Raw genomic sequence first — 22,444 nt, forward strand, 5'->3', positions numbered from 1 at the left:
CACACATGAGCGACAGCACGCTTGCGAAGAGCTTCGAGCCCCACGACATCGAGTCCCAATGGGGCCCGGAATGGGAAAAACGCGGTTATGCCGCTCCTGATTTCAAGCCGGGCGCGAAGAATTTCTCGATCCAGCTGCCGCCGCCCAACGTCACCGGCACGCTGCACATGGGCCACGCGTTCAACCAGACCATCATGGACGGCCTCACGCGCTATCACCGCATGCTCGGCGACAACACGCTGTGGGTGCCGGGCACGGACCACGCGGGCATCGCGACGCAGATCGTCGTCGAGCGCCAGCTCGATGCGAAAGGCGTCTCGCGCCACGACCTCGGCCGCGAGGAATTTTTGAAGCGCGTCTGGGCGTGGAAGCAGGAATCCGGCTCGACCATCACGAACCAGGTGCGGCGCCTCGGCGCGTCGATCGACTGGTCGCGCGAATACTTCACGATGGACGACAAAATGTCGGCTGCCGTGCGCGACGTGTTCGTCACGCTTTACAAACAGGGCCTGATCTATCGCGGCAAGCGCCTCGTGAACTGGGACCCGGTGCTCGGCACTGCGGTGTCCGACCTCGAAGTGGTCAGCGAAGAGGAAAACGGCAGCCTCTGGCACATCAACTATCCGCTGCCGGACGGCTCGGGCCATCTGACAGTCGCGACCACGCGCCCCGAAACCATGCTTGGCGACGTCGCCGTGATGGTGCATCCGGAAGACGAGCGCTATGCGCACCTGATCGGCAAGACGGTCGTGCTGCCGCTCTGCGACCGCGAAATTCCGGTCATCGCCGACGATTACGTCGACCGCGAATTCGGCACCGGCGTCGTGAAAGTCACGCCCGCGCACGATTTCAACGACTATCAGGTCGGCCAGCGCCACAAGCTGCCGCAAATCGAAATCCTCACGCTCGACGCGAAGATCAACGACAACGCGCCCGCGAAATATCGCGGCATGGATCGCTTCGAGGCGCGCAAGCAAGTGGTCGCCGACCTCGAAGCGCTCGGCCTGCTCGATTCGGTCAAGCCGCACAAGCTGATGGTGCCGCGCGGCGACCGCACGGGCGTCGCGATCGAGCCGATGCTGACCGACCAGTGGTTCGTCGCGATGAGCAAGCCCGCGCCCGAAGGCACCTTCAATCCGGGCAAGTCGATCGCGGAAACGGCGCTCGATGTCGTGCGCGGCGGCGAGATCAAGTTCGTGCCGGAAAACTGGACGACCACCTATTACCAGTGGCTCGAAAACATCCAGGACTGGTGCATCTCGCGTCAACTATGGTGGGGCCATCAGATTCCCGCGTGGTACGGCGAGAACGGCGAGATCTTCGTCGCGAAGACGGAAGACGAAGCCCGCGCCGAAGCGCAGTCGCAAGGCTACACGGGCGCGCTCAAACGCGACGACGATGTCCTCGACACCTGGTTCTCGTCCGCGCTCGTGCCCTTCTCCTCGCTCGGCTGGCCGAACGAGACGAAGGAGTTGCAGGCGTTCTTGCCTTCATCGGTGCTCGTGACGGGCTTCGACATCATCTTCTTCTGGGTCGCCCGGATGGTGATGATGACCACGCATTTCACCGGCAAGGTGCCGTTCGACACCGTCTACGTGCACGGACTCGTGCGCGACGCGGAAGGCCAGAAGATGTCGAAGAGCAAGGGCAATACGCTCGACCCGATCGATATCGTCGACGGCATCGGGCTCGATGCGCTCGTCGCCAAGCGCACGACCGGCCTCATGAACCCGAAGCAGGCCGCGCAGATCGAAAAGAAGACGCGCAAGGAATTCCCCGATGGCATTCCCGCGTTCGGCACCGACGCACTGCGCTTCACGATGGCGTCGATGGCAACGCTCGGTCGCAATGTGAATTTTGATTTGGCACGCTGTGAGGGCTACCGCAATTTCTGCAACAAGCTCTGGAACGCGACGCGCTTCGTGCTGATGAACACAGAAGGGCACGATTGCGGCTTCGGAAAGCCCGGCGCATGTGAGCCGGGCGACTGCGGTCCGGGCGGATACACGCATTTCTCGCAGGCCGACTTCTGGATCGTGTCGCTGCTTCAGCGCGTGGAGATGGAAGTCGAAAAGGGTTTCGCCGAGTATCGCTTCGACAACGTCGCAAGCGCCATTTACAAGTTCGTGTGGGACGAGTACTGCGACTGGTATCTCGAACTCGCGAAGGTGCAGATCCAGACCGGCACGCCGGAACAGCAGCGCGCCACGCGCCGGACGCTCTTGCGCGTGCTGGAAACGGTGCTGCGGCTCGCGCATCCGGTGATTCCGTTCATCACCGAGGCGCTGTGGCAAAAGGTGGCGCCGCTCACCGATGCTTACCCGAAAGGCGCCAAGGAGGGCGAAGCATCGATCATGGTGCAGCGTTTCCCGCAGGCGCAGCCGGAAAAAATCGATGAATCCGCCGAACAGTGGTCCGCCGAACTGAAAGCGATCATCGATGCATGCCGTAATCTGCGCGGGGAGATGAATTTGTCGCCGGCGGTGAAGGTGCCGATGCTCGCCACCGGCGACGCCGCGCGTCTCGCCACGTTCGCGCCTTACGTCCAGGCCCTCGCGCGCTTGTCGGACGTGCAGATCATCGCCGACGAGGCGACGCTCGACAGCCAGGCGCACGGCGCACCGGTTGCGATCGTCGGGGCGAACAAGCTGGTGCTCAAGGTCGAGATCGACGTCGCGGCGGAACGCGAGCGCCTGTCGAAGGAAGTCGACCGTCTCACCCAGGAAGTGTCCAAGTGCGGTGCCAAGCTTGGAAACGAGAGTTTTGTCGCAAAGGCGCCGGCCGCCGTCGTTGAACAGGAGCGAAAAAGGCTGGCAGAATACGAAACCACTATCGCAAAGCTTCAGGCGCAATTATTGCGTCTTCCCGCTTGATCGAGCGCCAGAAGTACTGACATCGCTCGATGTTTCAATACGATTACGAGGATCAGGGTCATCACATGCTAAAAGTTACTAAGGCGGTTTTTCCCGTTGCAGGTCTCGGCACCCGATTCCTCCCGGCGACCAAGGCAAGCCCGAAGGAAATGCTGCCCGTCGTCGACAAGCCGCTGATTCAGTACGCGGTGGAAGAAGCGATGGCGGCCGGCATCACCGAAATGATCTTCGTCACGGGCCGCAGCAAGCGCGCGATCGAAGACCATTTCGACAAGTCCTATGAGATCGAGGCCGAGCTCGAAGCGCGCGGCAAGGACAAGCTGCTCGAACTCGTGCGCAGCATCAAGCCGAGCCATGTCGACTGTTTTTACGTGCGTCAGGCCGAAGCGCTCGGTCTCGGCCACGCGGTGCTGTGCGCGGAGAAGCTCGTCGGCGACAACCCGTTCGCCGTGATCCTCGCGGACGACTTGCTGTACGGCAAGCCGCCCGTGATGACGCAGATGATCGAAGTGTTCGATCACTATCACAGCTCGGTGATCGGCGTCGAAGAGATTCCGGCGCAGGATTCGAAGTCCTACGGCGTGATCGACGGCAAGGAATGGGAAAGCAACATCTTCAAGCTCGCGGGCATCGTCGAGAAGCCGGAGCCGGCCGTGGCGCCGTCGAATCTGGGCGTGGTCGGCCGTTATGTGCTGAAGCCGCGCATCTTCGACCACATCCGGGCACTCAAACCCGGCGCGGGCGGCGAACTGCAACTGACGGATGCAATCCAGTCGCTCCTCGCCGACGAGCAAGTGCTCGCCTACAAGTATCACGGCACGCGTTTCGACTGCGGCAGCAAGCTCGGCTACCTGAAGGCGACCGTGGAATTCGCGTTGCGCCATCCGGAAGTCGCGGCGGACTTCGAAGAGTATCTGAGGACGCGTTCGCCGGTTCTCGAAGGCTGAGCGCTTTTGACAAGCCGGACGTAAAAATGCCCGCGGTTCATCCCGCGGGCATTTTTTTTTGGCGCGTCGATAACGCCTTCAGCGGCGGCGCATCAGGAACACGAAGGTCTTGTCCTCTGCCTTCGATTCGACGATTTCATTGCCGGTCTGCTTCGCGAACGCCGCGAAATCGCGTTGCGAGCCGGGATCGGTGGCGAGCACCTTCAGGATCTGGCCGCTCTCCATGTCCGCCAGCGCCTTCTTGGCCCGCAAAATGGGCAGCGGGCAGTTGAGCCCGCGCGCATCGACTTCCTTGTGAATTTGCATCGGGTCGCGCCTTCGCTATGCCTCTTTCAGAAGGTTTCGATTCTACCGCAGCGTGTGCAAATCCACCGGCTGGCCGCTCTGGAACGCCTCGCGCAACGCGATGCCGATGCGCGTCGCCTCGCGCGCGTCGGCGAGCGTGAGGCCGGTCGGCGCCCCGCCCTGCAACGCCTCGACGAACGCACGCGCTTCGTGCAGGAACGCCTCTTCGAAGCGCTCGAAGAAGGTCGGCGTGCATTCGTTGCGCACGCCGGACGCATCCGCGATCTCCACGCGATTCGCCCGCGGATTGTGCCCAATTGAAAGCGTCCCGCCCGTGCCGATCACGTCGGTCTGCGTGTCGTGGCCGTGCGCCATCGTGCGCGACGCGTAGAACACCGCGAGCCGTCCGTCCTCGAATTCGCAGATGCCGACGCCATTGTCGATGTCGCCGCATTCGCGCAGGCCTTCGTGGATCGCGATCGTCCCGCTCGCGAACACGCGCTTCGCCTGCGGATTGCCGAGCAGCCATCGCGCGAGGTCGATGTCGTGGACGCTGCAATCGAGAAAGAGGCCGCCCGAAGTCGGCGCGAAACGCACGAAGAAACCATCGGGATCGTTCTTGTCGCAGGTTTGCGAGCGCACCATGAACGGCCGGCCGATCGCGCCCTTTGCGACTTTGTCGAAGGCGTCGCGATAGCTCGGATCGAAGCGCCGCACGAAGCCGATCATCACCTGCTGCTCCGGTCTGAGCGCGCTCTCTTCGATCACCCGGTCACATTCGGCCAGATCGAGCGACAGCGGTTTCTCGCAGAACACGTGCCTGCCGGCGCGCAACGCGGCGATGATCTGCGCCGGATGCAGCGACGTGGGCGTGACGAGCCAGACGGCGTCGATCGACTCGTCGGCGAGGAGCGCGCCGTAGTCGTCGTAAAGCGTGAGTTCGGGCAGGCTCGCGCGCGCCCAGTTGCGCTCTTCCGCGACCGGACTGCACGCGGCCGCGAGCACGGCGCCCGGCACGCGCCACGCGAGATTCTCCGCATGCCTGCGCCCGAGCCGCCCCAGCCCGACGATGCCAACGCGAACCGGCGCGCTCATGCGACGTTCTCCCCGAGCTTGACGGCGCGTCCTTCGCGCCACGAACGCGTCGCGGCTTCGGCGAGTTCGAGCGCCTTGAGACCATCGGCGACCGTCGTGCGCACGGGCTTGCCGGTCGTCACGGCATCGAAGAAATGTGCGATTTCCTGTGCATACGCCGCGCGATACCGTTCGAGGAAGAACGCTTCCGGCACGTCGCTCGATACCGACGTTTTCGAATACGCGGTGACTTCGGTCGGCCGCACGTTGCCGGCCTGCAGCATGCCCCTGCTTCCGAGCAGCTCGAAGCGCTGGTCGTAGCCATACGCCGCGCGCCGCGCCGTGTTGATCTGGCACAGGCGCCCGCGCTTGGTGCGGATCGTCACGGCCGTCGAATCGATGTCGCCGGCTTCCGCGATCGCCGGATCGGAGAGACAGCTTCCGGTTGCATGCAGCGTGTCGGCTTCGTCGTCGAGCATCCAGCGGAAGATGTCGAAGTCGTGGATCAGCATGTCCTTGAAGATGCCGCCCGAATGCCTGATGTATTCGACGGGCGGCGCGCCCGGATCGCGGCTCGTCACGATCAGCATCTCCGGCTCGCCGATCTCGCCCGCATCGACGCGCGCCTTCACGGCCGAGAAGGTCGGGTCGAAGCGCCGCTGAAAACCGATCATGCAGACGACACCCGCCTTCGCAACGGCATCGGCGCAGGCGCGCGCGCGTTCGAGCGTGAGATCGACCGGCTTCTCGCAGAACACATGCTTCTTTTGCGCGGCCGATTGCAGGATCAGATCGGCGTGCGTGTCCGTGCTGGAACACACGACGGTCGCGCCAACCGACGCATCGCCCATCGCGCCGTCGATGTCAGCGACCTGCGCGCCATGTTGCGCGGCGAGCGCCGCGGCCGCCTCACGGTTCACATCGACGACGTATTTGAGCCGCACGCCCGGCTGCCGCGCGAGATTGGCCGCATGAATCTTGCCGATCCGGCCGGCGCCGAAAATAGCCACATCAATCGTCATAGCCACTTGCCTCCTTGGATTCCTCGACGTTCAATTCCAGCCGGTACGCGAGCGCGATAAAGAGCGCCTGGCACAGGCAAATGGTGCTCGTGAGCGAACGGAACGCGAACGCGCTGCCCTCCTTCACGAACAAATGCGCGCTCGCGTGACGCGCGAGCGGCGAAAGCTGGCTGTCGGTGATGACGAGCGTCTTCGCGCCGTGATGCTGCGCGGCGCGCACGCAATATTGCGTCTCCTTGCCGTATGGCGCGAAGCTGATCGCAACAACGACATCGCCCTTCCTCACGCTGCGAATCTGCTCGCGATACATCCCGCCGAAGCCCGACACGAGATGCACGCGCTTAGGCGTGTGCTGCAACGCATACACGATGTAGCTCGCGACCGCGAACGAGCGCCGCACGCCGATCACGTAGATGTTCTCCGCCTGCTGGAGCATCTTCACGGCGGCTTCGAAGTGCTCGTCGTCGAGACCGGCTTCGAGTTCGTCGAGACCCGTGCGGCTCGCCGCGATGAATTCGCGCGCCACCGACACGCCCGACACCTTCCCCGCTTTTTCGTCGATCAGCTTCCTGATGCGCTGCTGGTAGCTTTGAGGCGAGCTTTGCCCGGCGTAGGCCTGCCTGAACACCGCCTGCAAGTCCGAGAAGCCGGAAAAGCCGAAGCGCTGCGCAAACCGCACGACCGCCGACGGATGCACGCCGCACGCACTCGCGATGTCGCTCGTGCGATCCATCATCACGTTCGAGCGATGCTGCTCGATATAGGTCGCGACGCTCTTGAGCTGACGCGGCAGCGTTTCATACGCTTCCGTGATCCGCTGCATCAGTTCATCGACGTTCTGCACGTCGGCGCTGGTTTCTTCCTGCATGGCTCGCTCTTCTTTGCACGCTTCGATGGTGACGATTATAGGGAGCGGATTTACAAAATGGAATGTATTTTCCATTTGATCGTCGGTTGAAATTTCTATTGCAGAGCGATGGAACTTGTCCTAATCTTGGTCGTGAGCAGCGGCATCCTCATCCGCAATCGAGTGCAGCGCTCGCGGAAAACAACAACCGAGATAGGTGGAGACAAATGAAACTACGTACCTTGCGTAAGGGCCGGAGCGCGCTCACGGTGCTGGCGGCTGCGTTCGCCTTGTGCGGCGCAGCAGCGATGACCTCGACCGCAGCGATCGCCGCCGATGCCAAGTTCGTCCTGATCAGCCACGCGCCGGATTCGGACTCGTGGTGGAACACGATCAAGAACGCGATCAAGCAGGCGGACGAGGATTTCAACGTCGAAACGGACTACCGCAATCCGCCCAACGGCGACATCGCGGACATGGCGCGCCTGATCGAGCAGGCGGCGGCGCGCAACTACGATGGCGTCATCACCACCATCGCGGACTTCGACGTGTTGAAGAGTTCGCTGAACAAGGTGACGGCGAAGAAGATTCCGCTCGTCACGATCAACTCGGGCACCGAGGAACAGAGCGCGCAGTTGGGCGCGATCATGCACATCGGCCAGCCGGAATACGTCGCGGGCAAGGCGGCCGGCGAGAAGGCGAAGGCCGCGGGCGTGAAGTCGTTTTTGTGCGTGAACCACATCGCGACCAATACGGTTTCGTTCGACCGCTGCCGCGGCTTCGCGGACGCACTCGGCGTCGACTACAAGGCCGCGACGCTCGACTCCGGCCAGGACCCGACCGAGATTCAGTCGAAGGTCGGCGCGTATCTGCGCAATCATCCGAAGACCGACGCGATCCTGACGCTCGGACCGACGCCCGCTTCCGCGACGCTCAAAACCGTCACGCAGATGGGCCTGCAAAACAAGATCTATTTCGTGACCTTCGACTTTTCCGATGACATCGCGAAGGCGATCAAGGACGGCACGATCAAGTTCGCGATCGATCAGCAGCCGTACCTGCAAGGCTATATCCCGGTCGCGGTGCTCGCGATCGTGAAGAAGGAGCACACCACCGATCCGGCGAAGATCCGCCAAATCCTGGAAGCGAATCCGAAGTTCAAGGCGCGCCTCGAAACCTACGGATTGCAGCCGTCGTATGGGCCGAAGAACATCCGCTCGGGCCCGGGATTCATCACCAAGGAAAACCTCGACAAGGTCGTGAAGTACGCGGGCCAGTATCGCTAACGCCTCTGCGCTGACCCTCTTCGGGCGGCGGCGTTGCGTTGCGCCGCCCGCGTTCATCTCTCGGTTCACCACTGCGCTGTTGCGTTGTCCATCGACGCGGCATGCGCTCGCGCATTCGAAGCGCGTCAATTCGTGCCTCACACCGCATCAAGGAGCAATCATGGGCGTAGCCGGCAAGCACTATCCGCAACACGCAGATCCACAGGAACCCGCCGATGCGGCCGACAACGCCCGGCCCTCCGATGAACGCATGAGACGCGAATCGTGGTTCGGCCATCTGCTGAACCGCCCCGAGTTCGCCGCGATCTCGGGCACGGTGCTCGTCTTTGCCGTGTTCGGCTTCGGTGCGGGCTCGTCGGGCATGTTCAACCTCGACGGCGTGATGAACTGGTCGCAGGTCGCGGCCTACCTCGGCCTGCTGGCGGTGGGCGCGTGCCTGCTGATGATCGCCGGCGAGTTCGACCTCTCGATCGGTTCGATGATCGGCTTTGCGGGCATGATGGTCGCCCTGCCTTCCGTGTACTTCCACTGGCCGATCTGGCTCGCGATCATCTTCGCCTTCGCGACCTCGATGCTGCTCGGTGCGCTCAACGGCTATCTCGTGATGAAGACACGGCTGCCGTCGTTCATCGTGACACTCGCGTTCCTCTTCATCCTGCGCGGCCTGACGCTCGCACTCTCGATCATGTTCGCGGACCGCACGATCATCTCCGGTGTCGGCGACATCGCGCAGAACGACTGGATCACCAATACGCTCTTTCATGGCGTCGCGTTTCATGGCTTCTTCACGTGGCTGGGACACATCGGCGTCGGCAAGCTGCTCGACAGCGGCGAGCCGCTCGTGCCGGGCATTCCGAAAGTCATCCTCTGGTGGTTCGCACTCGCGGCGGTCAGCGCATTCGTCCTTGCCAAGACGCGCTACGGCAACTGGATTCTCGCGGTCGGCGGCGACGCGAATGCTGCTAAGAACGTCGGCGTGCCCGTCAAGCGTGTGAAAATTTCGCTCTTTGTTCTTACCGCGTTCTGCTCGTGCCTGTTCGCGGTGCTGCAGGTATGCGACATCGGTTCGGCGGCGGCGGATCGCGGCTTGCAGAAGGAATTCGAAGCGATCATCGCGGCGGTCATCGGCGGGACCTTGCTGACGGGCGGTTACGGCTCGGTGATCGGCGCATGCTTCGGCGCGTTGATCTTCGGCGTCGTGCAGATCGGCATCACCTATACCAACGTGAGTTCGGACTGGTTCCGCGTGTTCCTGGGCGTGATGCTCCTGATCGCCGTGCTCTTCAATCACTACGTGCGCCGTCGCGTATCACAGGCTCAGTGAGCAGAGGACGAACATCATGAACGAAGACATCATTCTCGCGCTCGAAAACGTCAGCAAGTTTTTCGGCAAGGTCATCGCACTGAACGGCGTCACGCTGCGCCTGAAGCGCGGCGAAGTGCACTGCCTGCTGGGCGACAACGGCGCAGGCAAGTCCACACTCATCAAGACACTTGCAGGCGTGCATACGCCCTCCTCGGGCGACTATCTCGTCGACGGCAAGCCGGTCCGTTTCGAGTCGCCGAAAGACGCGCTCGATCTCGGCATCGCGACCGTCTACCAGGATCTCGCGCTCGTGCCGCTTTTGTCCGTGGCGCGCAATTTCTTCATGGGACGCGAGCCGCAGAAGAAGCGCTTCGGCATCTTCAACGTGATGGACCTCGACCTTGCCGCCGACACGTCTCGGGCCAAACTCGCCGAGATGGGCATCAACGTGCGCGACCCGCACCAGCCGATCGGCACGATGTCCGGCGGCGAGAAGCAATGTCTCGCGATTGCGCGGGCAATCCACTTCGGCGCACGCGTCCTGATTCTCGACGAACCGACCGCGGCACTCGGCGTGAAGCAGAGCTTCAACGTCCTGCGGCTCATCCACACGGCGCGCGCCAAAGGCATCTCGGTGATCTTCATCACGCACAACGTGCACCACGCGTACCCGATCGGCGACTCGTTCACGCTGCTCAATCGCGGCAAGTCGATGGGCACGTACACGAAGGACACGATCAGCAAGAACGAAGTGCTCGACATGATGGCGGGCGGTGCCGAAATGCAGAAGATGATCGGCGAGCTCGAAGGCGCGACGATCTAAGGAAGAGACCATGCCAGCCAATACTCGTTTTGCTCCCGGCCGCGCGCGCGACATCGTGTGCCTCGGCCGCCTCGCAGTCGATCTCTATGCGCAACAGGTCGGCGCGCGGCTCGAAGACGTGTCGAGCTTCGCGAAGTATCTCGGCGGGTCGTCGGCGAACATCGCCTTCGGATGCGCGCGGCTCGGACTCAGGTCGTCGATGCTCTCGCGCGTCGGCAACGATCACATGGGCCGCTTTCTCACCGAGACGCTCGAACGCGAGGGCTGCGACGTGAGCCATGTGCGCATCGACCCCGACCGGCTGACCGCGCTCGTGCTGCTCGGCATCGAAGACCGCGATACGTTCCCGCTCGTCTTCTACCGGGACGACTGCGCGGACATGGCCGTCGACGAAAGCGATTTCGACGAGGCGTATATCGCTTCCTCGAAGGCGCTCCTCATTACCGGCACGCACTTCTCGACCGAGCAGGTCAACCGCACGAGCCGCCGCGCGCTGGACTACGCGCGGCGCAACGAGGTTCGCACCGTGCTCGACATCGATTACCGCCCGGTGCTCTGGGGCCTCACCGGCAAGGCCGATGGCGAAACGCGCTTCATCGCGAATGAAAGCGTGACCGCGCATCTGCAACGCATCCTGCCGCTGATCGACCTCGTGATCGGCACGGAGGAAGAATTTCGCATCGCGGGCGGCAAGGATCGACTGATCGATGCGCTCACGATGGTGCGCGCGGTGACCGGTGCGACGCTCGTCGTGAAGCGCGGGCCGCTCGGTTGCTCGATCATCGAAGGCGCGGTGCCCGCTTCGATCGACGATGCGCCGATCCACGGCGGCGTCGAAGTGGAAGTGCTGAACGTGCTCGGCGCGGGCGATGCATTCGCGTCCGGCTTTCTTTCCGGCTGGCTGCGCGACGAACCGCTCGAAGCCTGCGCGCGCACGGCGAACGCAAGCGGAGCGCTCGTCGTGTCGCGGCACGGCTGCGCTCCGGCCATGCCGACGCCCGCCGAACTCGACTACTTCCTCGATGCCGCGAAGCAGGACCCCGCCCGCATGCGCCGTCCCGATCGCGATGCAACGCTCGCGCGGCTGCATCGCGTGACGCCCAATCGTAAGCAATGGGACGAGGTGCTCGGTTTCGCCTTCGATCATCGCAACCAGTTCTTCGATCTCGCGCAGCAGACCGGCGCCGACGAAGCGCGCATAGCGAGGCTGAAGGGTCTGTTCGTCGATGCGGTCGCGCAGACGGAGCAGCAGCTTGGACTCGAAGGCCGCATCGGCGTGCTGATCGACGACCGCTACGGCCAGGACGCGCTCAATGCAGCGACCGGACGCGGCTGGTGGATCGGCCGGCCCGTCGAGTTGCCCGGTTCGCTCCCGCTCGTCTTCGATCACGGCCGCTCGATAGGCACGACGCTGATCGAATGGCCGCGCGAACACGTGGCGAAGTGCCTCGTGCAGTATCACCCCGATCATCCGCATGAACTTCGGCTCGAACAGGAGGCGCAGATTCGCGCGCTCTATGACGCGACGCAGGCAAGCGGACACGAACTGCTGCTCGAAGTGATCGTGCCGAAGAACGGCCCGGCAGTCGCCGACGACACGGTGTATCGTGCTTTGAAGCGCCTCTATAACCTCGGCATCTACCCGGAATGGTGGAAGCTCGAACCGATGTCGGCGAAGCAGTGGCACGCCATCGATGCGCTGATCGCCGAGCGTGATCCGGCGTGCCGCGGCGTCGTGCTATTGGGATTGTCGGCGGCGGTCGATCAACTGTGCGACGGCTTCAAGGCGGCGGCGGCATCGGCGACGTGTCGCGGCTTCACGGTCGGCCGCACGATCTTCCACGAGCCGAGCCACGCATGGCTCGCAGGCCAGATCGACGACACCGAACTGGTCGCGCGCGTGCGCCGCACGTTCGAAACGCTCATCGATGCGTGGCGCAAGGCGCGCACCAGGACCGCCGCTCACGCGAGACAGGAGCAGGCAGCATGAACCAGCGCGATATGACTACCCATACGCAATCGCAAGCCTCGTCGACGACGGTGCGCCTCACCACCGCGCAAGCCCTCGTCCGCTATCTCGCCGCGCAACGCACGCCCTCGGGCGAGCCGCTCTTCGGCGGCGTGTTCGCGATCTTCGGTCACGGCAACGTGGCGGGAATCGGCGAGGCGCTCTATCAACATCGCGAGGAACTGCCGACTTATCGCGCGCACAATGAGCAGGCGATGGCGCACAGCGCGATCGCGTATGCAAAGGCGAACTTCAGGCGACGCATGATGGCGGTCACGACGTCGATCGGCCCGGGCGCGACGAATCTCGTCACGGCCGCCGCGCTCGCGCATGTCAACCGGCTGCCGGTGCTGCTCCTGCCAGGCGACATCTTCATCTCGCGCGCGCCCGATCCGGTGTTGCAGCAGGTCGAGGACCTGCACGATGGCGGCCTCTCCGCCAACGATGCGTTAAAGCCCGTGTCTCGCTACTTCGATCGCATCGTGCATCCCGCGCAACTGCTGAGCGCATTGCCGCGCGCGATTCGCGTATTGACCGATGCCGCCTTGTGTGGCCCCGTCACGCTCGCGCTACCGCAGGACGTGCAGGCGATGGCCTACGATTACCCCGCTTCGTTCTTCGAGCCGCGCGTCGTCTCGTTTCACGCGCCCGCGCCGGTCGCGCACGAGATCGAACGCGCGGCCGCCGCGCTGCGCGAAGCGCGCGAGCCGCTGATCGTCTCGGGCGGCGGTGTGCTCTATGGCGAAGCGAGCGAAGCGCTGCGGACCTTCGCCGAGCGCCACGGCATTCCGGTCGCGGAGACGCAGGCCGGCAAGAGCGCGTTGCCGTGGGACCATCCGCTGAACGTCGGCGGCATCGGCGTGACCGGGTCGTCGTCGGCGAACGAACTCGCGAACGCAGCCGACTGCGTGCTCGCCGTCGGCACGCGGCTGCAGGACTTCACCACGGGCTCGAACACGCTCTTCACGCAGGCGCGTCTCATCGGCGTGAATGCAAACGCGTTCGATGCGCTCAAGCAGAACAGCATCGCGGTCGAATCGGATGCGCGGCTCGCGCTCGACGCGCTGAGCGACGCGCTCGGCGACTGGCGCGCGGCCCCACAATGGACGACGCGCGCCCATCATCTCGCCGACGACTGGCGCACCGCCGTCGCCCACGTGACGAACACGCCGCCGCACGACGGCCTGCTGCCGCGCGAAGCCGATGTGATCGGCGCGGTGCAGCGCTCGGATGCGCAGTCGGCTGCGAACGACATCGTGGTGTGCGCGGCCGGCACGCTGCCCGCCGACTTGCAGAAGCTCTGGCGCACGGGAACGCCCGGCGGCTATCACGTCGAATACGGCTACTCGTGCATGGGCTACGAGATCGCGGGCGGACTCGGCGCGAAGCTCGCGAAGCCGGAACGCGAAGTGATCGTGGTCGTCGGCGACGGCAGCTACCTGATGATGAACAGCGAGCTTGCCACGTCGGTGATGCTTGGCGCGAAGCTGATCGTCGTGCTGCTCGACAACCGCGGCTTCGGCTGCATCAATCGCTTGCAGCAGTCGTGCGGCGGTGCGCCGTTCAACAACCTCATCGACGATTGCAAACAGGGCCCGCAAGGCGCGCCCGCGATCGACTTCGCGATGCACGCGCGCTCGCTCGGCGCCACGGCCGAGCACGTCGCGAACATCGGCGAACTCGAAGCCGCGATGCAGCGCGCACGCGCCTCGGATCGCAGCTACCTGATCAGCATCGACACCGACCCGGCGCGGCCGACCGAGGAAGGCGGCTGGTGGTGGGAAGTCGCGGTGCCCGAAGTATCGGAACGCGAAGCGGTGCAGCGCGCTCGCGCGGGCTATGAAAGCGCACTCGCCGCACGCTCGAAGAGCACAATCGAATAAGGATCCCTACATGACAACTTTCGATGTCCGCATCGGCATCAACCCGCTTTCGTGGATGAACGACGACCTGCCCTCGCTCGGCGGCGAGACGCCGCTCGATCTCGCGCTGACCGAGGGCAAGCGCATCGGCTATGAAGGCTTCGAGCTCGGCAACAAGTTTCCGCGCGAACCGCAGGCGCTGAAAACGCTGCTCGCGCAATACGATCTCGCGCTCGTTTCGGGCTGGTACTCGGGACGGCTCGCTGCGCGCAGCGCGGAAGACGAGATCGCCGCGGTGGGTCCGCATCTCGATCTGCTGGCGAAGAACGGCGCGACGGTCATGGTGTACGGCGAAGTGGCGGATTCGATCCAGGGTTCGCCGCAGCCGCTTTATCAGCGTCCGCGGTTCTTCTCGGATGCACGCTGGAGCGAATATGCCGAGCGCCTGAACACGTTCGCCGAGTACACGCGCTCGCGCGGCGTGCGCGTGGCGTACCATCATCACATGGGCGCGTATGTCGAGACGCAAGCCGATGTCGATCGGCTTATGAGCCTGACGAGCGACGACGTCGGACTGCTCTTCGATGCGGGCCACATCACTTTCGCGGGCGGCGATCCGCTCGGCATGCTCGACAGGCACATCGCCCGCGTGTGTCACGTGCATTGCAAGGACGTGCGGCCGGAGATCATCCGGCTTGCGCGCAATCGCAACTGGAGCTTCCTCGATGCGGTGATCAACGGTGCGTTCACCGTGCCCGGCGACGGCACGGTCGATTTCCCTTCGATCATCGCGCGCCTCAAGCGCCACGGCTATCGTGGCTGGCTCGTCGTGGAAGCCGAACAGGACCCCGTCATCGCGCCGAGCTATGCGTATGCCGACAAGGGCTATCGCACGCTGCGCGCGCTCGTTGACGCACCCTTGAAGGAGGCAGCATGAGTCTGCTAGTGAAAGCCTCGCGCGAAGGCCAGACCATCGCGCGCGTCACGCCGGAATCGGCCGGCTGGAAGCATGTCGGATTCGCCGCGTATCGCATGGATGGCGGCGACCTCGTGCATGTCTACGAAGCCGCGCGCGAGGTGTGCATCGTCGTGCTCTCGGGCACGGTCACGATCGAAGCGGGCGACTTGCGCTATGAATCGATCGGCAAGCGCGACAGCGTCTTCGAGGACACCGCCCCGTACGCGGTTTACCTGCCGCCCAAGCTCGCGGCCATCGTGCATGCGGAGCGCGAGGCGGAGATCGGCGTGGCGAGTGCGCCCGCGACGGGCAAGTTTCCGGCGCGTCTCATCGAGCCCTCGCAGATGAAGCGCTCGACGCGCGGCAAGGGCGCGAATACGCGGTACGTCTGCGATATTCTTCCGCAGACCGAGCCCGCTGAAGGGCTGCTCGTGGTCGAGGTGAAGACGCCGGGCGGTCATGCGTCGAGCTATCCGCCGCACAAGCACGACAAGGACAACGTGCCCGTCGAGAGTTCGCTGGAAGAAACCTACTATCATCGGCTGAATCCGCCGCAGGGGTTTGCGTTCCAGCGCGTCTATACGGACGAGCGCGATCTCGACGAGACGATGGCCGTCGAAGATCACGATGTCGTGATGGTGCCGCGTGGCTATCATCCGGTCGTCGTGCCGTATGGCTACGATAACTATTATCTCAACGTGATGGCCGGCGACAAGCGCACGTGGCACTTCAAGAACGATCCTAAGCATGAATGGATCGTCGAGCGGGATAGTAAGGTTTAGGACGAGGGTTTGCTGGCGCTCGGGTCGGTGGTTGTTCAACACCGATTGATGGATCTGCGCTTCCGAGGAACTTGTGTTCGCGTCGGTCTATTAGCATTGCCCCTGTCCGGGGCGGGACTTCCTTTCTTTGCAGCAGCAAAGAAAGCAGCTTTTTCGAGCAGTAGTCTTAGTAGGTCAATGTACTCTCAATACTGAGTGGACATACCGCCTAAGTGTCGCCCTCAAAGGACTTGAGCGGCTTGATGCGATTAACCATTGTGTCATCGCGCAGCGAATACAACGGTACAGCAGTCATACATCCATCCTCGCTTCGCTCAGACGTCAGGTCCATTGGTCGCGCGGTTAATGTTCGCGGTTCTGGCTGCGGTTGCGCACCAACCGGTCGCCGCGCTTGTCGTCGTGCTGCACGACTGCACTCTCGTGTATGTGCGCGCGGCGGGCGATGTCTCGCTCGAACAGGTCGGCGGGCGTAACGGCTGGCAGCTTGCCCGAGCGACCCATGACACGCCGAGTTTGCGGGAACGCATTTCGGCTCGCCCGCGGCATCCACAGCAGCACCGACACAAGGAGAGAAGCAATGAAGGTCAAGATCGAGAATCAAGGCAACGCGAACATCCGCGTTATCACCGACCGTGACAACGTAGACGACGCCGTACTGGCGCGGGCGCGACCGAGGTATTTCAGTCGGACGAGGAAGGTGTGATCGAACTGCGCGAGTTGGAAGGCGGTGATGCCAGCGACGAAAAGCAAGACGGAGCGGCGCGTGATCCTCGATAACCATAACGCGAGGCGAAAAAGACCCTCACATCGAGTGGGTTATCGTCCTAAATCCAACGTTTAACTAACGATTCGCCAAGAACAATATAGCGCCTTCTCAGTACGCGCCGTCCCGCTTCGGATTACTGAGATGTCGGAATTCATCGAAGCGAATCTCAAAAATATGGGTGCCGGGCAATCTGCTACGTTTACGCCGTAATCCTAACGGGGCTGGCAATGGGTGGAACTGAACTGAGAACGGATTCGTTTCAACGCTGGATGATGTACAGCAAAAGACGCCTACGGAAGTGGGCGAATCTTCCTCACCACCGAGCAGAAACAGGCGGTTGAAGAAGGCAAGGAGTTTTCGCAACGCGCTTACGCCGATGTATGGGCGAAGGATGCCGCGCTCGTTCAGCGGGTCCGCTCGTTTCTCGTGACGAATTTCCATTGGCATCAGCGGTTGACAAAGAATGGCGCTGACCTTGAGATCATAGAAACCTTGCAGTCGATGATTCGCGGCGAGAGTGTTGTGCTCGTTGCCGAGCAAGCGAGGACAGGTGGCGCGGGGGGCAATCCGGTACCCAAGCCCCAAGGGCTCCCCAGTTTCCGCGAATCGTTAATGATCGACTTTGGGATGTCATACGGTGCGGCGACGGCTTACGTTGAACGCTATAACGACATGGTGGACCAAGTAAATGCGGTTGCCGCCCGCTATGCGAATGCGGCCGCTTCTTCACTGACCAACGCCGCGAGTGATCTTGCAGAAGCCGATACGTCGTTCGGGAATACCGCAGACAGCGATGGCGAGGGCGTGCTTGGCGATGCGCAGCCGTTCGAATATGGCGAGGATCTACCTGAGGGCGATGATGAAAGCCTTGCGGGTATGCCAATCAAGGGTGGCCCACCGAATACATGGGTTTTGAATCCATCGGGCAGCGGACAATTGCGCCTGTACGACGCCAACGGAAACGCCGCAACCGACATTGACTTCGATCACGATCATGGTTTCGGTGCGCCGCATTCCCACAACTGGGATGGACAAGATCGCGACCTCGGCAACCCAGTATCAATCCTTCCTTAGCGACATCAAAACATGGACAAGTTAAAAGCTTTTAATCATTTTCACGATTGGTATATGGACACGATCCATGTATCGAAGGAACGCGAAACGCTCACGCTGGGCTTGTACCTGCAAGATCAGCGCGCATCCGTTTCATTCGTCGGAATGAATCGATGCGTATTTGAGAATCTCGGGCTTCAGAACATCGTCTACGGGATCGAGGTGTTAGAACCGGGGACGACGCGCTACGAGAAAGCGCAGCGTATACTCGCCAATGCGGAACGATGGACCGATAACAAGCCCGACAAAGTTGCACAGATCTTCGCAACATGTGGCGCGGAACTTATTATCGAGTTCGACTCTCTAGCGATCGAGTCGTCCACCGCCTGACTTTCGCAAACAAAATGACCACGATGATTGATACGCAGGAACAGAACAGGCATCTTGGGGCGAAAACCCCTGTGCATAAGCGTTTGCGCGCGGCAACTTGCGATGCAGCGGCAAAGAAAGTAAGTCCCGCCCCGGAGAGGGGCAAAGCTAATAGACCACTAAGAAACCAAGTTCCATAGAAGCGCAGACCCTCAAAGCGCCAGCAAAATCACCCCCCGACCGAGAGCCATTCTCTGGTCACGCGCTCATCGCAACTGAGCGCCCCGAGGCTGCCATCGAACACAATCCGTCCATGCCCCATCACCGCGACGCGATCGCCGAGCGCGCGTGCGATGGTCATTCGCTGTTCGATCAGCAGCATCGCGACGCCGCGTTGCTTGAGCGTCGCGAGACAGTCCCCGACCTGCCTCACCACGGCGGGCGCGAGACCTTCGGCGGGCTCGTCGACGATCACGAGTTCCGGGTCGCCGACAAGCGTTCTCGCTAGCGCCAGCATCTGTTGCTCGCCGCCGGACAACACGCCTGCCTTCACCGACATCCGCTCCCGCAGGACAGGAAAGATGCGATACGCATCGTCGATGGTGAAGCGCCGTGCGTGTTCGTTCATCCCAAGAACGAGATTCTCGCGCACGGTCAGCGAGGCAAAGATGTCGCGCTGCTCGGGCACATAGCCGATACCGCGACGCGCGATGCGAAACGGCCGCAGTCCCGCAATCGATGTGCCCCGAAAACGCACATCGCCCTTTGTCTGCACGAGCCCCATGATCGCCTTCGCGAGCGTCGAGCGGCCCGAACCGTTGCGTCCGGCGAGCGCGAGCACTTCGCCCTCGCCGATCGAAAGATCGACGCCGTCGAGCACATGGCTCGCGCCGTACCACGCATGCAATCCGGCTAGTTCGAGCAGCGCGCTCATCGCCATGCCTCGTCGTCGCCGAGATACGCTGCGCGCACTGTCTCGTTCACGCGAATCTCTGCGGGCGTGCCCGTCGCGATCACTTCGCCGCGCACGAGCACCGAGATGCGATCCGCGAGCGCGAACACGGCCTGCATATCGTGCTCGACGATCAACAAGGTGCGGCCTTGAGTCGTCGAGCGGATCAGATCGAGCGCACGCGCGCTTTCCGCACGATTCATCCCGGCGGTCGGCTCGTCGAGCAGGAGGAGCGGCGCGTCGGTCGCAAGCGCGATGCCGAGGTCGAGCGCGCGTTGCTCGGCATAGCTCAGCGACGCCGCTCGCTCGTCGCGCCGCTTCGTGAGGCCGATCGATTCGAGAATCGCTTCGGCCTTGCGGTCGATCGCACGCGAACGGAACCAGCGGTCGACCGCGCGCGACGACGGCGCGCCGAGCAACGCGCAACGCACGTTATCGAAGACGCAGAGGCCGCCGAACACGCTCGTCGTCTGGAAGCTGCGCGCAAGCCCGTGCCGCGCCACGCGATGCGCCGGCATGCCCGATACGTCGATCCCGCCCACGACGATACGTCCGCCACTCGCGCGCGCGCGGCCCGATACGAGATCGAAGAGCGTCGACTTGCCCGCGCCGTTCGGGCCGATCAACGCGCGACGCTCGCCGCGCACGATCGCGAGATCGACGCCGCGCAGGATCTCGGTGGCGCCGAAGCGTTTCGTCACGCGATGCAGTTCGAGCGCGGCGGTCATCGTTTCGCCCAGCGCGTGAGGAGCGCGGCCAGCACGGCGCAGGCGAGCGCGATGAGCCAGGGCATCGGCGTTCGTCCGTCGAGCGTGAAGCCGGCGAGCTGCGCGAGGCCGTCGCCACTGGTATCGAACTGCATTGCGTAGGCGGTTTCGCTCGCAACGACGATCGCCAGCATCCACGCCGACGCGGCCGGCACGATACGCAAGCTCACACGGCGCGCCGCCAGTGCGCACAGTCCATTGGGCAAAGCCACCACGACCCAGAAAAAAAAGAGCCCGAGATACAGCAGCCATGCGGGCGACACGCTCGCCACCGCCACGCTGAAAAACGTCAGCAGCGCGGCGCCCGCGATCGGTCCGAAGAACGACGACGTCCCGCCGATGACGGTCGCGATCAGCACGCTGCCCGAGCGTGCGAGCCCGACGCCTTCAGCCGAAGCCAGTTCGACATTGATCAGCGCCATCGCGCCCGCCACACCCGCGAAGAACGCCGACACGACCGACATCGTGAAGCGCACCCGCCGCGGATCGAAGCCGATCGACGCCACGCGCGCGGCGTTGTCGCGCACGGCGTTGGCGAGGCGCGTGGTCGGCGTGCGCGAGAACGCGTACATCGCGATGCACGCCAGCACGCACCACGCCGCAATCAGCGCATACGCCTCGCGCGCGGGGCCGAAGGTCCACGTGAAGAATGGCGGGCCGCTCGCGCGGTCGACAGGCACGCCGCCCTCGCCGCCGAACCAGCCCGGCACGAGCCACACGCAGGCCGCGACGAGTTCGCCGATGCCGAGCGTGATCATCGCGTAGGGCGTGCCGGCGCGGCGCGTCGAGATGAAGCCGAACAGCACGCCCGCACCCGCGCCGGCCGCGCCGCCGATCAACGGCACGAGCGGCAGCGCCACGCCGTATCGGTTGAAGACATGCGCGGCGGCGAACGCGCCGAGGCCCGCATACGCGGCGTGGCCGAACGAAAGCAGACCCGTCTCGCCGAGCAGGAGGTTGTACGAGAGCGCGAAGACGATCATCGTCGCGGTCTGCGCGAGGTAGGCAAGCAGCCAGCTTTGCGGTGCGAAGGCCAACGGCAGAAAGAGCGCGGCGATCAGCGCGAGCCACTTAAGCATCGTCGCCACGCTCGCCGAAGAGTCCGCGCGGCCGCACGCTCAGCATCACGACGAGCAGCAGATACGGCAGCACCGGCGCGATCTGCGCGATCGTGAGCGACGCCCACGCCGGCGGCACCGACGCCCCGAGCATCGCCGCGATGCTGCCAAGCGACGCGGCGCTCGCGACGGCGAACGTCTGCACGCAGCCGATCAGGATGGATGCCACGAGCGCGCCGCCGAGCGACCCCAACCCGCCGATCACGACGACGACGAACACGATCGGCCCCATCGCATCGGCCATCGCGGGTTCGATCACGGCAAGCGGCGCACCGATCACGCCGGCGAGCGCGGCGAGCGCGGTGCCCACGGCGAAGACCGTCGTGAAGACGCGCGGCACGTCGTGGCCGAGCGTCTCGACCATCGCCGGATGCGTGAGCGCCGCGCGCACGACGAGCCCCGTCTTCGAGACGCGCAACACCGCGTACAGCACGACGAGCATCGCGACCGAGAGCAGCATCATGAACGCGCGATAACGCGGGAAGGCGGCGCCGTAGAGCGTGAAGAGCGGGCCGTCGAGCGAAGAAGGAACCGGTGCTGCAAGCGGCGCGAGCCCCCAGACGAGCTTTACCGCTTCGGCGATTAGATACGCCGCGCCGAAGGTCAGCAGCAGTTCCGCGAGTGCGCCCCGCGCATGCACGCGGCGCAGCAGGAAGCGCTCGAAGAGCGCACCCAGCGCGCCGACGATCACGGGCGCCGCGAAGAGCGCGAACCAGAAACCGCCATGCGCAGCGAGCGCGTAGCCGACGTAGGCGCCGAGCATGTAGAAACTCGCGTGCGCGAAGTTGAGCACGCCGAGCATGCTGAAGATGAGCGTGAGTCCCGCCGACAGCATGAAGAGGAGCAGTCCCACGCTCACGCCATTGACGAGGCTCGCTGCGAACCAAGGAACGAACGACTGCACGCCTATCCGATGAGGAGCGGTTCGAGCGCCGCGACGAACGCTGTCGGCAGCTTCACGGGCCGACGCGTCTCGCGGTCCACGTAGACGTGCACGAAATGCCCTTGCGCCGCCGCCTGGTTTCCGCCTTCGCTGAAGATCGCCACTTCGTAGCGCACGCTCGTCGTGCCGAGTTTCGCTACCCGCAAGCCGGCGTCGATGCGCTCCGGAAACACGATCGACGCGAAGTAGTTGCACCGCGTCTCGACGACGAGGCCGATGGTCGCGCCATGTTCGAAGTCGAGCACGCCCGCGCGCATCAAATACTCGTTCACCACCGTGTCGAAGTAGCTGTAGTAGACGACGTTGTTCACATGACCATAGACGTCGTTATCGGACCAGCGCGTCGGGATCGTCAGGAAGTGCGGGTAGTCCGCGCGAGTCGCAGGAGACGGCTTGCTCATCG

General features: G+C 63.6%; 23 protein-coding genes. 12 read left to right on the forward strand and 11 right to left on the reverse strand.

Features of this window, described 5'->3' with window-relative positions; genetic code table 11:
• Positions 1–5 precede the first annotated feature (5 nt).
• The gene (locus QCE48_RS09610; RefSeq protein WP_309788056.1) at positions 6–2,873 is read left to right on the forward strand and encodes a valine--tRNA ligase; all 2,868 of its coding nucleotides are present in this window, start codon (positions 6–8) and stop codon (positions 2,871–2,873) included.
• A gap of 65 nt (positions 2,874–2,938) precedes the next feature.
• Complete coding sequence (gene galU / locus QCE48_RS09615; protein WP_116567663.1) at positions 2,939–3,820, forward strand: UTP--glucose-1-phosphate uridylyltransferase GalU; 882 nt, start codon at positions 2,939–2,941, stop codon at positions 3,818–3,820.
• Positions 3,821–3,898: 78 nt separating this feature from the next.
• Here galU and QCE48_RS09620 read toward each other — a convergent pair whose 3' ends face one another.
• From QCE48_RS09620 to QCE48_RS09635, 4 genes are read right to left on the reverse strand one after another with little or no spacing between them, the layout of a single operon-like run.
• A complete protein-coding gene (locus QCE48_RS09620) occupies positions 3,899–4,126 on the reverse strand; it encodes a sulfurtransferase TusA family protein (protein ID WP_309788055.1) in 228 nt (75 codons plus the stop codon).
• Positions 4,127–4,168: 42 nt separating this feature from the next.
• A complete protein-coding gene (locus tag QCE48_RS09625; protein WP_309788054.1) occupies positions 4,169–5,200 on the reverse strand; it encodes a Gfo/Idh/MocA family oxidoreductase in 1,032 nt (343 codons plus the stop codon).
• A complete protein-coding gene (gene iolG, locus QCE48_RS09630; RefSeq protein WP_309788053.1) occupies positions 5,197–6,201 on the reverse strand; it encodes an inositol 2-dehydrogenase in 1,005 nt (334 codons plus the stop codon). Before iolG ends, QCE48_RS09625 begins: the two co-directional genes overlap by 4 nt.
• On the reverse strand, positions 6,191–7,069 hold the full coding sequence (locus QCE48_RS09635; RefSeq protein ID WP_309788052.1) for a MurR/RpiR family transcriptional regulator: 879 nt from the start codon (positions 7,067–7,069) through the stop codon (positions 6,191–6,193). Before QCE48_RS09635 ends, iolG begins: the two co-directional genes overlap by 11 nt.
• A gap of 287 nt (positions 7,070–7,356) precedes the next feature.
• Between QCE48_RS09635 and QCE48_RS09640 the strand changes: the two genes are divergently transcribed.
• From QCE48_RS09640 to iolB, 7 genes are all read left to right on the forward strand, one after another.
• Positions 7,357–8,334 (forward strand): sugar ABC transporter substrate-binding protein, encoded by a 978-nt coding sequence (locus tag QCE48_RS09640; protein ID WP_404983354.1) that lies wholly within the window; start codon positions 7,357–7,359, stop codon positions 8,332–8,334.
• A gap of 160 nt (positions 8,335–8,494) precedes the next feature.
• On the forward strand, positions 8,495–9,658 hold the full coding sequence (locus tag QCE48_RS09645; RefSeq protein WP_309788050.1) for an ABC transporter permease: 1,164 nt from the start codon (positions 8,495–8,497) through the stop codon (positions 9,656–9,658).
• Positions 9,659–9,674: 16 nt separating this feature from the next.
• A complete protein-coding gene (locus QCE48_RS09650; protein WP_087630576.1) occupies positions 9,675–10,463 on the forward strand; it encodes an ATP-binding cassette domain-containing protein in 789 nt (262 codons plus the stop codon).
• A 10-nt stretch (positions 10,464–10,473) separates the two neighbouring features.
• A complete protein-coding gene (gene iolC / locus QCE48_RS09655; RefSeq protein ID WP_309788049.1) occupies positions 10,474–12,453 on the forward strand; it encodes a bifunctional 5-dehydro-2-deoxygluconokinase/5-dehydro-2-deoxyphosphogluconate aldolase in 1,980 nt (659 codons plus the stop codon).
• Positions 12,450–14,354 (forward strand): 3D-(3,5/4)-trihydroxycyclohexane-1,2-dione acylhydrolase (decyclizing), encoded by a 1,905-nt coding sequence (iolD, locus tag QCE48_RS09660; protein ID WP_309788048.1) that lies wholly within the window; start codon positions 12,450–12,452, stop codon positions 14,352–14,354. Before iolC ends, iolD begins: the two co-directional genes overlap by 4 nt.
• Before the next feature lie 10 nt (positions 14,355–14,364).
• Positions 14,365–15,270 (forward strand): myo-inosose-2 dehydratase, encoded by a 906-nt coding sequence (gene iolE / locus QCE48_RS09665; protein ID WP_309788047.1) that lies wholly within the window; start codon positions 14,365–14,367, stop codon positions 15,268–15,270.
• Positions 15,267–16,073, forward strand: a complete 807-nt coding sequence (iolB, locus tag QCE48_RS09670) for a 5-deoxy-glucuronate isomerase (RefSeq protein ID WP_309788046.1) — start codon at positions 15,267–15,269, stop codon at positions 16,071–16,073. Before iolE ends, iolB begins: the two co-directional genes overlap by 4 nt.
• Positions 16,074–16,415: 342 nt before the next feature.
• Here iolB and QCE48_RS09675 read toward each other — a convergent pair whose 3' ends face one another.
• Positions 16,416–16,661, reverse strand: a complete 246-nt coding sequence (locus QCE48_RS09675; RefSeq protein ID WP_309788045.1) for a hypothetical protein — start codon at positions 16,659–16,661, stop codon at positions 16,416–16,418.
• Between QCE48_RS09675 and QCE48_RS09680 the strand changes: the two genes are divergently transcribed.
• Positions 16,651–16,776 (forward strand): hypothetical protein, encoded by a 126-nt coding sequence (locus QCE48_RS09680; RefSeq protein WP_309788044.1) that lies wholly within the window; start codon positions 16,651–16,653, stop codon positions 16,774–16,776. The two genes, QCE48_RS09675 and QCE48_RS09680, sit on opposite strands and share 11 nt — an antisense overlap.
• A gap of 171 nt (positions 16,777–16,947) precedes the next feature.
• Here the strand turns inward: QCE48_RS09680 and QCE48_RS09685 are convergent, their stop codons facing one another.
• The gene (locus tag QCE48_RS09685) at positions 16,948–17,424 is read right to left on the reverse strand and encodes a hypothetical protein (protein WP_309794122.1); all 477 of its coding nucleotides are present in this window, start codon (positions 17,422–17,424) and stop codon (positions 16,948–16,950) included.
• 27 nt (positions 17,425–17,451) lie between these two features.
• Here QCE48_RS09685 and QCE48_RS09690 point away from each other — a divergent pair, with 27 nt between their 5' ends.
• Both QCE48_RS09690 and QCE48_RS09695 read left to right on the forward strand, forming a co-directional pair.
• Positions 17,452–17,913, forward strand: coding sequence for a hypothetical protein (locus QCE48_RS09690; protein ID WP_309788042.1), 462 nt, complete (start codon positions 17,452–17,454; stop codon positions 17,911–17,913).
• A 12-nt stretch (positions 17,914–17,925) separates the two neighbouring features.
• Positions 17,926–18,282 (forward strand): hypothetical protein, encoded by a 357-nt coding sequence (locus QCE48_RS09695; RefSeq protein ID WP_309788041.1) that lies wholly within the window; start codon positions 17,926–17,928, stop codon positions 18,280–18,282.
• 208 nt (positions 18,283–18,490) lie between these two features.
• On the opposite strand, the gene QCE48_RS09700 is transcribed toward QCE48_RS09695, so the two are convergent.
• The 5 genes from QCE48_RS09700 to QCE48_RS09720 are packed head-to-tail and all read right to left on the reverse strand — an operon-like array spanning position 18,491 to position 22,442.
• The gene (locus QCE48_RS09700; RefSeq protein WP_309788040.1) at positions 18,491–19,195 is read right to left on the reverse strand and encodes an ABC transporter ATP-binding protein; all 705 of its coding nucleotides are present in this window, start codon (positions 19,193–19,195) and stop codon (positions 18,491–18,493) included.
• Positions 19,192–19,941: an ABC transporter ATP-binding protein gene (locus tag QCE48_RS09705; protein WP_309788039.1), complete on the reverse strand. Its 750-nt coding sequence runs from the start codon at positions 19,939–19,941 to the stop codon at positions 19,192–19,194. Before QCE48_RS09705 ends, QCE48_RS09700 begins: the two co-directional genes overlap by 4 nt.
• The gene (locus tag QCE48_RS09710; protein WP_309788361.1) at positions 19,938–21,059 is read right to left on the reverse strand and encodes a branched-chain amino acid ABC transporter permease; all 1,122 of its coding nucleotides are present in this window, start codon (positions 21,057–21,059) and stop codon (positions 19,938–19,940) included. Before QCE48_RS09710 ends, QCE48_RS09705 begins: the two co-directional genes overlap by 4 nt.
• Positions 21,052–22,002 carry a branched-chain amino acid ABC transporter permease gene (locus QCE48_RS09715; protein WP_404983265.1) on the reverse strand — a complete coding sequence of 317 codons (951 nt, stop codon included), beginning with the start codon at positions 22,000–22,002 and terminating at the stop codon, positions 21,052–21,054. Before QCE48_RS09715 ends, QCE48_RS09710 begins: the two co-directional genes overlap by 8 nt.
• 2 nt (positions 22,003–22,004) lie before the next feature.
• Positions 22,005–22,442: a thioesterase family protein gene (locus QCE48_RS09720; protein WP_309788038.1), complete on the reverse strand. Its 438-nt coding sequence runs from the start codon at positions 22,440–22,442 to the stop codon at positions 22,005–22,007.
• Between the last annotated feature and the right edge of the window lie 2 nt (positions 22,443–22,444).

The organism is Caballeronia sp. LZ024, assembly GCF_031451455.1.
Lineage (GTDB): Bacteria > Pseudomonadota > Gammaproteobacteria > Burkholderiales > Burkholderiaceae > Caballeronia > Caballeronia telluris.